The following is a 13687-nucleotide window of genomic DNA, read 5'->3' as shown; positions in this document are numbered from 1 at the left end:
CTACTATGTTTGACTTTTTGAAAACCCGTCAATCGACAACAAAGAAATTAATTTTATTAACCGGTGCTGCTGGAAACATTGGCACATCTCTACGGCATGAACTGGATGGTGATTATGAACTTCGTTGTATTGATCGCCGTCATATTCACCAAGCCAAAGATTTCCGTCGTCTGGATATCACCAACTTTAAAGCTATTCTGAAAGTTATGGCTGGTGTGGATGCGGTAATTCATCTAGCGGCAAATCCTCAGATTAATCAATCTTGGAAAGATGTCTATACTAGCGGTATCAATGGGACTTACAACATATTTGAAGCCGCCCGTCAACTGGGAGTCAAAAAGATTATCTATGCCAGCACCTGTCATGTTTCAGGATGTCGGGAAGTAGAACAGGAATCTCACATTATCCCTGAACAGCTTGTGCGTCCTGATTCTCTGTATGCAGTGGGGAAAGCATTTGGTGAAGCTTTAGGAAAATATTTTAGCGATCGCTATGGAATGACGGTGATCTGTTTACGAATTGGCTGGTTTACCACTGAACCGAAACTTTTTGTTACCAATGATCGGATATTATCAAATTGGTGTAGCCCTAGAGATTTAGCACAAATAGTCAGGCGATCGATAGAGCATGACAATCTTGGCTTTCAGATATTTTATGCAGTTTCTGGCAACACCCGCCGCTATTGGGATATCAGCAATGCTCAAAAACTGTTAGGGTACGAACCTCAAGATAATGCTGAAAATCTGCTCAACGAGGTTCGATCGATTGACGAGCAATGGAGTCCTTAATAATTTTCAACATCCGAGGTTTGTGAGTTGCTGCCATCTCCCACGATAAATTAGAGCCATGAAATCGTCTTAAGGTCAGAATTTCATTGATCTTAAACATGGGTATCTTTGCATCTTTGGCTCGCCATTGCCATTCTGTATCTTCGCTGACACGATAATCAGGAGAAAAATTTCCAACTTGACTAAAAACAGATTTGTGAACCACCATTGTGCTGGGAATGATCACTCTATCCTCTTCCCAATTGGGATCATCTTTCAGCCAAGGGGGAAGTTGAGTATCTGATTCTAAAAAATTTATCGCCCTTGTACCTGTGATCCCAATATGAGGATTTTCCAACATATAGGCAATCTGAAGACTGAGTTTATCAGGTTTCCAGAGATCATCTGCATCCAAAAATGCGATAAACTCACCTTTAGCCGCAGCGATCGCCATATTGCGAGCAACGGACACACCTTGATTTGATTGATACAAATACTGTACTTCTGGATAACCAAGCATAATTTCCGCACTGTTGTCTGTTGAGCCATCATCCACAACAATGACTTCGATTGGGCGATAGGTTTGAGCAAATACACTGTCAAGTGTTGCGGCTATATAATTAGCGTAATTATATACAGGGATAATGACAGTTACTAAAGGTAAGTTATTCATTATTCTTTTCTGGGGATGTTTTTTACTTTTTTCTATTGATATGTATCTCGTGCCAATTAAATTGTTGTGAAAAGTGCTGTAATTACACTGACTAAGATATCTATATTAGTTCCCATTATCTACTAAAAATCTTCATAAAAATGCCAATTACGGTAATCTTCAGCTTCTTTTCTAAAAGCTATACATCGATTCTGTGGAACTGCCTGTGATTTAATTAGGATATGCATCATTTTCAAAAAGGTTGGACTACGATCGTCTCTAGATGTTAAGACGTGGGAAACACTATAGGCACGATTTGTAAGTATAAACCGACAGACTTTGGCAACACTAGGAAAATTTGTATCGTCGATCGCCAAGATGCCCCCAACATTTAATAATCTATCAACATTAAAGAAATCAACTAATGTATGGTCAAAGGTATGCATACCATCAATAAAAGCAAAATCAATCTTTACACCTTGACTTTCTAAAAGTGGTAAAACTATATGGGATGGCTGATCGTGAAATTCAATTATGGCTTCATAACCAGCTTTTTTTAAGTTATTTAAGCCAATATTTTGCCAATCTCTTAATTGATATGGATCAATAATAATATGGCGTTGATTATTATGATTTTTCTCTGTTTGGTTAGACTTTAATTGATCGCAAATAAATAAACCAGAAATTCCATAGGCAAGTCCAACTTCAAGGGTTACTTTTGGCTTTAGTTCGGCAATAATTTGTTGTAAAAACTCACCTTGCAATCTAGGGATATGAGAATGCAGTGGAATTATTTCTCCGTTCTCATTCTTGACATGATCTGTGGTTAAAGCTTCTTGTAAAATTGGATTCATGTAATCGGTTTTAAATTGGTTTGAATAATTTCAAAATCACATTAGGAATTTGTTTAATATCCGTATGTTTTAGTAAACACACTATCAAGTGTTGCGGCTATATAATTAGCGTAATTATATACAGGGATAATGACACTAACTAAAGGGGAATCTTCCATAACTTATTTGGATAGTTCTGCTAAAAAACCGCGCTTGATTAGATGTTGAACACCTGCTGGAAAAAATTGATTGTGTCTTGCATCTGAAATATAATGAATTAAAGCCGTCCCTCTCATAATTGGACTATTCGCAAATTGGTGAAAATCGGCGAAGAGTAAATCTAATGGTTTATTAGACCAATGTTTTAAAACTTGCCGTTGGGGTTCACGTCCCAATAACAATGCATAAATAGTTTGCTCCATCACCCACCAACATAATGTTTTGTTAATATCTTCTGAATGAATATCTATATGACCATCGTTATAACCGATGCTTTCTATGATAGACTCTTTGGGAATATAAACCAATTTCTGAATTGCTGATTCTATAAATTCTAGGTCTAAAAATTTTGATTTTTGATAACCGACTATCCCAGCATTAACACTATTCGCGGGGTATAATCCCAACTTATCTTGCATAAATTTTTGATTACGGACATAAGCTCCATCATCACCACCACCACCACCAACATAAAATGGCAAACCTTTTTTGACACACTTTGCAATAGCCTTAGATTGCTTAAACCAGAGAATATCAGAGTCCATAGTCATTACATAATCAGTTCTAGAAAGTAGTAATGGAGGAAATAATTTTTTGGACATCGCATGATGTCCTATAGCAATCCTGAATAATATATGAGAGTTCAATAAGCCTCAAACGCCTATAAAATAAGAGTTTTTATCTCAGTATTTTCTCATAAATCGTTCCAGATTGCTATATAGGGTTGTATATATTTAGTGCCAATTTAATTTTTGACCTAAAAATTGCTCTAGTTCTTGGTTATAAGGATCAAAGAATACGCTTAAATCTTGACGTATAGATTCCGAAACAGGTTGGTAATAGCGTTGATTTTCAATGGGATAACTGGGAAGCTCATAGGGCTTTACGCCTAGAAACTCAAAAGTCTGATTAACAGTAGTATTCGGGTCATTAAAAAAATCTTCACTTTTTAAGATCAAAAATTGCTCTCTGGGAAACCATTTTAACCATTGCTGGATAAACTTTAAATACATACCACCCCTAAGGTAATTAGTTATGGGCATCTGAGGATTTGCCCAATCTCTTTCAGGTTTAGTCTTCAAAAAATTTAGTTCTGAAAGTAGCGCCATCTTTAAAGAACGATGTTCTTTTCGTTCTGCCACATACATATAGTAGTGGGAAACTGCACGATCAATAGGGTTACGCAGCAGCAAAATCAGTTTTGTCTGGGGAAAAACTTGAGCTAGTTGTTTAGCTGCTCTGGGATAATACAAATAAGATGGTGTTGCTTCTCCAGTAATACAAGTTTGCTCTGGGGAAATTTTTGGAAAGTGAGAACAGTACCAATCTAAACCTCTGTCAAAACTTCCCTGATGATTAGCCCAAAAATCAATTTCTTTATGAACAGCAGGTAAAATTTGTGGATGTTTTGTTAAATAACTATAGAGAGAAGTCGTTCCTCCTTTCGTAACCCCGATGATGATGAAATTGGGAGGAGTCAGGGTTGTAATGTTTTGGGAAGATGTTTTAATGTGAGGATGGGATACTTGGATCAACATTTGACTAGCTTGACGGTAAGCCGCGATCGCTTCAGGAATCCGATTTTGTTGTGTAAAAACATCGCCTAATCCTCTATAAAACTCGGATACTTCAGGGTTATATTGAATCCCCTTTTGCCATGCTTTAGCATCCTCCTCATGCTGCCCCGTGGCCTGATAAGCCTCAGAAAGATATTGAGAGGTGTAATAGTAACAAGGATCGATTGAGATTGCCCGTTGAAATGCTTGAATTGCCTCTTCCCAATGCTTTTGTCTCAGTAAAGCTTTACCCAAATAATAGTGAACCCAAAAAATATGCGGATCGATTTGAATTGCCTTTTGGCAAGCTATGACAACCATATTCCATTTTGAGAGTTGCAAAGCTGACTCAGCCATTTCTTGATAAGAATAGTAAAATTCTGGGTTGATTGCCACTGAATTTTGATAGGCAGAGATCGCTAATTGAAAGCGCCGTAATTTTTTGAGTGTAGTTCCCAAGCGATAATAGACTTTCCATAGTTGAGGGTGGTTATGGGTGATGGCATTTTCGTAACAAGCGATCGCACCTTGCCAATCTTCTTCTTCAGACAGTAATTTTCCTAGCTGAAAGTAAGGGTCTGGTAATGTTGGATTTTGTTCGATGAGTGTGCGAGCATGGAGGAGTTTTGTTTTGTTTTGCATAATCCGCAATTTCTACTTGATTGTATTGAGAGAATTTATGACAATAACTTGTTTTTTTAAGGGAAGCACTTTAGCACTTTAGCTGATTACTTGTGTCTTGCACAATATTAATAATCCAGACCGTTTTTTAGGAACTTAAAACCCTGATTATAAGATTGCTAGTAAACACTCTGGTGTAACCAATACATTTCCCAAGGTTTATCCCGATTAAATGGATTTTTAGCTGGTCGATAGCCATGAGATTTTAATAACTGAGAAATGGGTAAACGGATAGAAGCATCACATTCCAAACTCAGGGCTAGGAATACATAAAGCTCAAAGGGAAAAACTTCTAAAACATCCAATTCACTTCCCTCAATATCAAAAGCAGCATAATCAATCACTTGAGGAGCATGATATTTTTTGAGAAGAGCCTCTAAAGTTACTGCCTCTTTCTCAACGGCCTTGCCCTTTTCCACAACCTCTTTACCCTGATATTTCACCGTTTCCAAGTTGGATTTTATGCCACTTAAATAAGGGCTAACGGTGTCATCACTGCCTTCTATATAAGTTACAGTTCCCGCTTGATTGGATAAACAAACTTGTTCACAAATACTATTTGGACGATTGCGAACTAATTGATCAAAAAAGTAATCACTTGGTTCAACACAAATTCCTGTCCATCCCAACTCTTTTTCAAGGACATAACAACTACTTGCTTGTTTGCCATTTGCGGCTCCAACTTCTAAGAAGTAACCATTCTGTTTGTTGGGAAAGACATATTCAGTAATCCATCGATCATTCTTGGTTTCGTTATAGTATTGTCTTTGGGGGGGAAGAATTGCTGGCAGAAATCGAGTTAATACCTCAATCATTTTTCGCCGTAGATATCCCATGTTATCGACTCCTGTTTTCAATGACCCAGATTTAAATTTGTGATAGCAGACGTTGAATTACATCGGGAATTTGTACCATATCTGTGCCAAGTTCCAAAACATAGCAAGGAACCTGTTTGACTAAACTTGACATGATTTGTAATGCTGTTTGTCCACTACCAGCTAATTGAAAGATGGTACTGGGGGCTAGGGCGCGTAAGGCTGCTCCCCCACTAATGGGACGGAGATGGGTATCTAGTTTCCCTGTGACTTGAGGGACTAGGACTGCTTTCAGGGGAAATCCTTGTACGACCTTTTGAGGATGGTGTTGATGCAAAAATAGCATTGCTTTTTCGTTCTCTAGGCGATCGCAATTATCAACTAGATCGGCTAAATGAGGAAATCGCTCTAGATCCGCTTGTCCTTTTAATTTGGCGGTGTTGTAGAGGCTATAAACATAGGGTTTAGGATCGGTGGAAACCAAACAATAATCATCACTAGCATAGAGGAGGGGACTATTGATACAGGTGAGCGCCGTGGAAGATTTGCCAGATCCGCTTTTTCCCGCTAACAAAACTCCACCATCAAGATTACCAATTGCACCTGCATGAACATATTGATTTTGGTGCAACCCTGTCCACCAGTTTAAGATGGTTTGTAGGGGTGAACCTTTTTCCCAATAGGGTATATCTTCAGCATTGTCAATCCAATAACAAGCTAAATTTTGCTGTTGATCTAGGACGCTGAGGATGTTGGGACCAATATGAAAATTGCTGCGAATGCGATCGCCATCATAGGCTTTGATCTCTTTGCGTGGACCGAGATAATCTGTCCAATGCAATCGAATCAGAGTTAATAGGCTATCAATTAATAATGGTAATTGTGTTTTAGTTGAGGCATTATCCCACAGACAAATCGTCAGATCCGGCTGAGGAACTGGTGCGATACCTTCGGTCAGCGTAGCTATCGCCAGATGGGATAATGCCGGTGTAATCTGGGAAATTAACCCCTCTCCAGCAAACCTCAGACAGATATTATACTGACCGATGGTATAAAAATATTTCACCTCTCCGGCGATCTGAGCAGCTCTCTCAAAGCCTGTATATATCAATTGAAAATAAGCCAGGCGATCGCTCTCAATCATACTCAGATCAGCTTTAGGGTACATGACAATCAGTTGATAGTTAAGAAACAATTACTTAGAAACAGTCAACAGTTGTAGTGATTGCACAATCGTCGAACGTATCCGAGAGCGGCGATCGCCCGACAGCACTCGATATTTTAGCCACTCACTATTGGCGATCGGCATTTGCCAAAGCGCCGGCCATACCCAAGTTGGTAATTCTACTGCCAACAAATGCTGCAAAAGCTGCAACATATTCCGTACAGGCAAAATCATTTGATATCGCTGTGCTTGTGTGATTAACCTGTTCCAATCCTTGTTTCCCAGGTTCTCAATTAATCGGAAAGCATCTACAATTCTGTGTATTTGCGGACTCGATGATTTGGGTAATCGCTGTTTAAAAAACATTCGAGCGCATCCATCCAGAAACTGATCCGTTGGACTCAACCGCCAGCCCGCCTCACTGCTCCAATCCGCAGTCGCATAATGCCACACCTGCTCATCCGTATAGTCTTGGGGAATTGCCCAAAACAGATGTCTTTGCAAATAAAGCGGTAAACTCCTCGATGAATCACAGCGTAGTTTCCTAAATTCCTGGGTAGTACCATCGACGCTATGCCAATTCAGCGAGATCAAATGCTGGATAGCTGTTTCTAAATAATTAGCATCAAGTAAGAGATGGAAGCTAGAAATCGAGCGGTAATTCTCGATTTTAGTTTTACCTACTCCAGCATAACCAGCATTTCCTAATACTATCGCCTCAATGCCAATTTCCTTGAAACTAGATAAAACTGCTGTCAGAGATTTGAGGTGCAATTGATTAGCATACCAATTGCGGCGATAGATCCCCTTGAGCCTGGCCATTTCAGAGTCATCAACCCCATGAGCTAATAAATTTTGGTAAAGTTGTGGCAGCAATAAATAGCTACTATTATCCAAATTTTCTATATCAACGGAATAACGCCAATTTTCCCAAGCCGTTAACATGGGCTGACCTATTAATAGCGTGGCTTTGAGTAATTGTTGATGGGACAGTTCTAGTCGATAACTATCAAAGTAAGCCAGGCGACCGCTCAAATCCAAACTCATAGTAAAATCAATATCTTGTATTCACTATCAATACTATTGCCAATTTTCCAAAATAGGTCTGAAACCTAATCGTGACTATATCAATAGGATTTCAGGGTTTTGGTTACAGTATTGCATTATGAAACTGGTTTCACATTTGGCCATCCAGCATCTACATCTACTTCATGAATAGGATCAAGTAGCAGTAAATCTTCCATATCTGTGAACTTTTCTAAAATCGGTTTCTCAAATTTGGGCTTTTCATTACCGGTAGCTGATTCCTGATGATTAATAGCTCCAGATGTAATAATACTATTAGCAATAATCAAGTCTTCATGTTGCAATTTGTCTAGAAACTCATCAACTGCCGCAGTTATCTCTTCGATACTGCCATCATACTTTTTTCCTATTTCTTGGATTATACTATGCGAATCAAGATGACCTTCGATACAACTCCACAAATCTGCACCAGTTTTTAGGAGACTGTAATAGTAACCTCGATCAGTATTAACAACTACAACTTCTCCATCAATAGTTTCAGACACAATTTTAGGACTATTGACTTGAAATACTTGGTTTTTATCCATATAAATGCCTACAATTTGATTACTTTAGAGTTTAACCCAAATTCTCAAGGGTAAAGCATCTAAATTATGTTGACAGCGATAATTTTTTCTCACTTGTGAGAAATCGGGGGTTGCAGCAGATGACGTTGGACTAATTTTTATATAGTTGTTGATGCTGTAGCACAGGTAACACCAAGATGATCTGCTACTTCAGACAAGGAAGCACCGGGATTACGATTGAGAAATGCCAGCGATCGCAACTGTGGTATAGATAAAGAGCCGAAATGCGATCGCATTTCGGCTCGGATCAACTGCATCAATAAGGGGACTGTTTCCATCACCCTAGCGGCTACATCACCTCGTTCCCAGTCTCCGACTGGGAATGCCATCTAGAGACTCTGCCTCCCATATTTGTTCACCATAACCAGTACATTAGTAAAGAGGATATAAAAATAAACTGATGAATGCGATGTCTAACGAAAAGACACAAAGTGTCTACGCATCTACCCTAGCATCTATTCTAGACGCAGAAAACGCCATCTTACCTTGGGAAAATCTCGAAACCAATCAGCAACAACGCATCCAGCAAGCGATGGACTCCAAAAGCCATCCCGGTTGTATCGTTTATCCCCACACCCAAGCAGAATTAGCCGCAGTCATAGCCACCGCCAATCAGCATAAATGGCGCGTTCTCCCCTGCGGTAGCGCTAGTAAAATCAACTGGGGTGGTTTGGCTAAAAATATTGATATTGTCGTTAGTACTGAACACATTAACCAACTTATAGAACACGCAGTTGGTGATTTAACTGTCACCGTTGAAGCTGGAATGAAATTTGCCCATCTTCAGGAAATTTTAGCAAAATCTCGGCAAACATTAGCCCTAGACCCTGCCACACCCACATCAGCCACCATTGGGGGTATCGTCGCAACTGCTGATACAGGTTCTCTGCGTCAACGTTATGGGGGTGTCCGTGATCAACTTTTAGGTATAACTTTTATCCGTGCAGATGGACAAATCGCCAAAGCTGGAGGAAGGGTAGTAAAAAATGTTGCCGGTTACGATTTGATGAAATTGTTTACCGGTGCTTACGGTACTTTAGGAATTATCAGCCAAGTCACTTTTCGAGTTTATCCACTACCAGAAACATCGGCAACAGTAATATTAACTGGTAAAGCTGAAGCCATATCCCAAGCTGTGACGATTCTCCAAGGTTCTGAGTTAACACCTACTCAAGCAGATTTATTATCGAATAAGTTGGTGTCTAATTTAGATTTAGGTGAAGGATTAGGATTAATTACCCGTTTTCAAAGTATTAATGAAAGTGTAAAAGAACAGTCAAATCGACTTTTTGCAATTGGGCAACAATTAGGTTTAAATGCGGTAATTTATTCAGCAGAAAATGAATCTATTTTATGGCAAAGATTACCAAAACAGATTCACTCTGATGTTATAGATGCTCTAATTACTTGCAAAATAGGAATATTGCCGACTATGGCAGTTGAGGTGATTAATCAGATAGAAATAGGTTTGATTCACTTGAGTAGCGGTTTGGGTTTGGTAAGAGTTGCAGATGAAAAGCAAGTTTTTTCGTTGCGTCAGTTATGTCAATCTAATTATGGCTTTTTAAGTGTTTTGGCTGCACCAGTGGAAATAAAGGAAAGGTTAGATGTTTGGGGTTATACTGGGAATGCTTTACACCTGATGCAGGGAATTAAGAAACAGTTTGATGGTAATTATATTTTAAGTCCTGGTCGGTTTGTGGGTGGAATTTAAGAGAATGAATCGCGTTCGTGTAGCGTCCCGTAGGGATAGGCGCGTTCACGAAGTGTCTCGTAGAGAAGAAAGCGAAGTTAAGAGGGGAAAGAGAAATGCAAGTTTCAGATGGTGCTGTTAATAATAATATTGCTAGTATTAAGAATTTAAAGGGGTTTGATGAAATTCATCCTCCAGATCCAAAGTTGATTGATAGTTGTGTTCATTGTGGGTTTTGTCTCTCTACTTGTCCCAGTTATCGGGTATTAGGTAAGGAAATGGATTCACCAAGGGGACGCATCTATTTAATGGATGCTATTAATGAGGGTGAAATTGCTTTAAATACGGCAACTGTGGAACATTTTGATTCTTGTTTGGGTTGTCTGGCTTGTGTATCAACTTGTCCTTCTGGTGTGCAGTATGATAAGTTGATTTCGGCAACTCGGCATCAGGTTGAGAGGAATTATCACCGCAGTTTACCTGATAAGTTAATCCGGCAATTGATTTTTTCTCTGTTTCCCAATCCTGATCTTTTAAGAATTTTACTTTTCCCATTATTGGTTTATCAAAAGCTGGGAATTTCTAAGTTATTGCAAGCTACTGGGTTAATTAAAGCTATATCTCCTCGGTTAGCAGCAATGGAATCTATTTTACCAAAAATTACCCTCAAATCTTTTCAAGATAATTTACCAGATGTGATTTCGGCTAAGGGTGAAAAAAGATATCGCGTTGGGGTAATTTTAGGATGTGTGCAAAGGTTGTTTTTCTCTCCTGTTAATGAAGCAACGGTGAGGGTTTTAACTGCAAATGGTTGTGAAGTGATAATTCCTAAATCTCAAGGTTGTTGTGCTGCACTTCCTGAACATCAAGGACAAACTGAACAAGCGAAAGTGTTAGCAAGACAAATGATTGATAGTTTTGCTGATACTGATGTGGATTTTATCATTATTAATGCTGCTGGTTGTGGTCATACTTTAAAAGAATATGGTCACATTTTAGCTGATGATCCAGAATATGCTGAAAAAGCCAAAGCATTTGCAGCGAAAGTGAAAGATGCACAAGAGTTTTTAATGAATGTAGGTTTAACTGCTAAACTTTCACCTTTAACGGATAAAAATCTAACTTTAGTTTATCAAGATGCTTGTCATTTATTACATGGACAAAAGATTAGTGTCCAACCTCGGCAATTATTAAAAAAAATTCCAGGTGTGACTTTAAGAGAACCATTAGATGCGGCTTTATGTTGTGGTAGCGCAGGTGTTTACAATATGCTGCAACCAGAAATTGCTGAGGAATTGGGTAAGCAAAAAGTACAAAATTTATTAAATACTGGTGCTGAGTTAATTGCTTCTGCAAACCCTGGTTGTACTTTGCAAATTAGTAAGTATTTAGAGGATAGTAAAATTTCGGTAATGCACCCAATGGAGTTGTTAGATTATTCAATTCAGGGTGTGAAATTGGAGATTTAGGAATTTATAAAAAACAAATCACCCAATTTCGTAGTTTAAAATGATACGTGCTGCAAAAATATCTAATTATTAGTTGTTTGCAGCATACCAATAATTAAAAAAATCTATAATTTAATACAGGAAATTAAATAATGATTTTTGTTTACCAAAATCAGGGGATTGAGTTTGAATGGGATACAAAGGGTAATTGGTAATTGGCGATCAAATCCCAAACTTCATCCTGTTCATCCTTAAATCCTGGAAATCCTGTTCGCAAAGCGTGGCGTAAGCCATATCAGACAGTTTCCCTAACTAGCAACTTACGTTATTATTAGTTATTTATGTAGAACGACAAAGCCGAAACAGGATTATTTCTGCTCGTTTAGCAACAAAAACCGAAAGGAGATTATATGAGCAATAATGAAGAAATAAAATTACAACTGCGTCCTCGTGTTACAGAAGTTGTTTCCATTAAAATACCCATAGATACTTTAGCTTCTCTAGAAGAAATAGCTGCTAATAAAGATATGTCTATGGAAGCTTTGCTAAAATTCTATATTGGACAAGATTTACGAGAAGATATAGCCAAATTATTTAATGAACGATTGTTAAATATAGCAATCCGATTTGATTTCTGAATCACTCGTAGAGGCAAGGGACTGGGGACTGGGAAGAAGGAATAAAGGTGTACTGAGTTTTGTTCAAAAATCAAATATGAGTCCTATACAACTGTACAAGTTCTGTTACGTCATATTGAATCGGAGGAAGAAGTTTCTAAAATTATACAAGAAATTAAGGCTGAAACAATTAAATAAAAAAGATATAAAAATCGACTTAAGTGAGTAAAAAATAGCTCATTTTTTATAAAATATGACGGTCATGTAAATTTTACAATGTGGAAATTTTTCTACCCAGTGGCAGACTTTTATGAGCGATTGTAGGATTATAAAGTCATTAGACCAGGTGAGGTTTCCCATTATCCTATGAAAATATTAGTACTTAATGCCGGTTCTAGTAGCCAAAAAGGTTATGTGTATGATATCCCTGATGAAAATCTACCTAACCAAGCACTCCAACCCCTGTGGGAAGGAAAAGTGAACTGGACTCAAGACCGGGGTGTGGCAGAAATTGAGGTGAAAACATCGACGGGTGAGGTATTGCGTGAATCTATTTATGGGGACTCGCGGCAGGCACACGTAGCTTATATGCTGTATACTCTCAGTCGCGGTGCTACTAAGGTAGTTAGTAATTTGTCAGAAATTGATGTGGTGGGACATCGGGTAGTACATGGTGGGCAAAAATACCGTGATAGTGTGGTAATTACAGATGATGTCAAAAAAGAGATTAGTCGTCTTTCCACCCTAGCTCCAGCACATAATCCAGCCGCTTTAGATGGCATGGAAGCCATTGAGAAAAGCCTGGGAAATGTTACCCAAGTGGCAGTATTTGATACTGGATTCCATAGCACTTTACCTGATGCAGCCGCAATTTATCCTGGCCCCTATGAATGGGTAGAGCAAGGTATCCGTAGATACGGGTTTCATGGCATTAGTCATCAGTATTGTGCTAATCGTGCAGCGCAAATTCTAGAACGAGATTTAACATCACTGCGATTAATTAACTGCCATTTGGGTAACGGTTGCTCTTTAGCAGCAATTAAAAATGGTCGCAGTATTGATACAACTATGGGATTTACGCCTCTTGATGGCTTGATGATGGGTAGTCGTTGTGGTTCAATTGATCCAGGGATTTTAATTTATCTGCTCCGACAATCTGATTACTCAGCAGAAAGGTTAGATTATGTGTTAAATAAAGCTTCTGGCTTAAGGGGGATTTCGGGTGTTTCTAGTGATGTACCTCAAGTCATGGAAGCGATCGCCCAAGGTAATCATCGCGCTCAACTAGCATGGGATATGTATATACATAGTTTGCGGTCTGGAATCGGTGCTATGCTGGCTAGTCTGGGGGGATTGGATGTTTTAGTCTTTACCGCTGGAGTTGGTGAAAAATCACCAGAAATTCGTCAAGCTGCCTGTGATGCATGGGGCTTTTTGGGGTTGAAAATAGACTCAGAAAAAAATCAACAGCATCTGCTTGATGTAGATATTGCTACCCCTGATTCAACAGTACGGGTATTAATTATAGATACTCTCGAAGATTGGGCGATCGCTCAACAATGTTGGCAAATTCTGCAAAAATAACAATT

13 protein-coding genes and 1 pseudogene are annotated in these 13687 nt (G+C 38.7%); 5 read left to right on the top strand and 9 right to left on the bottom strand.

Annotation, left to right across the window (positions count from 1 at the left end):
* Positions 1-5 precede the first annotated feature (5 nt).
* Complete coding sequence (locus VB713_RS06620) at positions 6-788, top strand: NAD(P)-dependent oxidoreductase (RefSeq protein WP_323310781.1); 783 nt, start codon at positions 6-8, stop codon at positions 786-788.
* Here VB713_RS06620 and VB713_RS06615 read toward each other — a convergent pair.
* The 9 genes and pseudogenes from VB713_RS06615 to VB713_RS06575 all read right to left on the bottom strand — a co-directional run.
* On the bottom strand, positions 748-1440 hold the full coding sequence (locus VB713_RS06615) for a glycosyltransferase family A protein (RefSeq protein ID WP_323310780.1): 693 nt from the start codon (positions 1438-1440) through the stop codon (positions 748-750). The two genes, VB713_RS06620 and VB713_RS06615, sit on opposite strands and share 41 nt — an antisense overlap.
* Positions 1441-1562: 122 nt before the next feature.
* On the bottom strand, positions 1563-2273 hold the full coding sequence (locus VB713_RS06610; RefSeq protein ID WP_323310779.1) for a class I SAM-dependent methyltransferase: 711 nt from the start codon (positions 2271-2273) through the stop codon (positions 1563-1565).
* Positions 2274-2434: 161 nt separating this feature from the next.
* The gene (locus tag VB713_RS06605; protein ID WP_323310778.1) at positions 2435-3073 is read right to left on the bottom strand and encodes a hypothetical protein; all 639 of its coding nucleotides are present in this window, start codon (positions 3071-3073) and stop codon (positions 2435-2437) included.
* A 132-nt stretch (positions 3074-3205) separates the two neighbouring features.
* Positions 3206-4669: a tetratricopeptide repeat-containing sulfotransferase family protein gene (locus tag VB713_RS06600; protein WP_323310777.1), complete on the bottom strand. Its 1464-nt coding sequence runs from the start codon at positions 4667-4669 to the stop codon at positions 3206-3208.
* Positions 4670-4827: 158 nt separating this feature from the next.
* Entirely contained in the window at positions 4828-5544 is a 717-nt protein-coding gene (locus VB713_RS06595) for an FkbM family methyltransferase (protein ID WP_323310776.1), read from the bottom strand.
* Positions 5545-5575: 31 nt separating this feature from the next.
* Complete coding sequence (locus VB713_RS06590; RefSeq protein WP_323310775.1) at positions 5576-6691, bottom strand: serine kinase; 1116 nt, start codon at positions 6689-6691, stop codon at positions 5576-5578.
* 27 nt (positions 6692-6718) lie between these two features.
* A complete protein-coding gene (locus VB713_RS06585) occupies positions 6719-7735 on the bottom strand; it encodes a nucleotidyltransferase family protein (protein WP_323310774.1) in 1017 nt (338 codons plus the stop codon).
* 116 nt (positions 7736-7851) lie between these two features.
* On the bottom strand, positions 7852-8301 hold the full coding sequence (locus VB713_RS06580; protein ID WP_323310773.1) for a PqqD family protein: 450 nt from the start codon (positions 8299-8301) through the stop codon (positions 7852-7854).
* A 140-nt stretch (positions 8302-8441) separates the two neighbouring features.
* Positions 8442-8669 (bottom strand): annotated as a pseudogene (locus VB713_RS06575) (hypothetical protein); the annotation flags it as partial.
* A gap of 71 nt (positions 8670-8740) precedes the next feature.
* Between VB713_RS06575 and VB713_RS06570 the strand changes: the two are divergent.
* From VB713_RS06570 to VB713_RS06555, 4 genes are all read left to right on the top strand, one after another.
* Positions 8741-10054 carry an FAD-binding oxidoreductase gene (locus VB713_RS06570; protein ID WP_323310772.1) on the top strand — a complete coding sequence of 438 codons (1314 nt, stop codon included), beginning with the start codon at positions 8741-8743 and terminating at the stop codon, positions 10052-10054.
* Between the two features lie 95 nt (positions 10055-10149).
* Positions 10150-11502: a (Fe-S)-binding protein gene (locus VB713_RS06565; protein ID WP_323310771.1), complete on the top strand. Its 1353-nt coding sequence runs from the start codon at positions 10150-10152 to the stop codon at positions 11500-11502.
* Positions 11503-11891: 389 nt separating this feature from the next.
* Positions 11892-12119: a hypothetical protein gene (locus VB713_RS06560; protein WP_323310770.1), complete on the top strand. Its 228-nt coding sequence runs from the start codon at positions 11892-11894 to the stop codon at positions 12117-12119.
* Between the two features lie 345 nt (positions 12120-12464).
* Entirely contained in the window at positions 12465-13682 is a 1218-nt protein-coding gene (locus tag VB713_RS06555) for an acetate kinase (protein ID WP_323310769.1), read from the top strand.
* Positions 13683-13687: the final 5 nt, after the last annotated feature.

This window comes from Anabaena cylindrica UHCC 0172, from assembly GCF_034931625.1.
Classification (GTDB): Bacteria; Cyanobacteriota; Cyanobacteriia; order Cyanobacteriales; family Nostocaceae; genus Anabaena; species Anabaena cylindrica_A.
The sequence above is the reverse complement of the archived record's forward strand: the minus strand, read 5'-3'. Positions and strand labels throughout refer to the sequence as shown.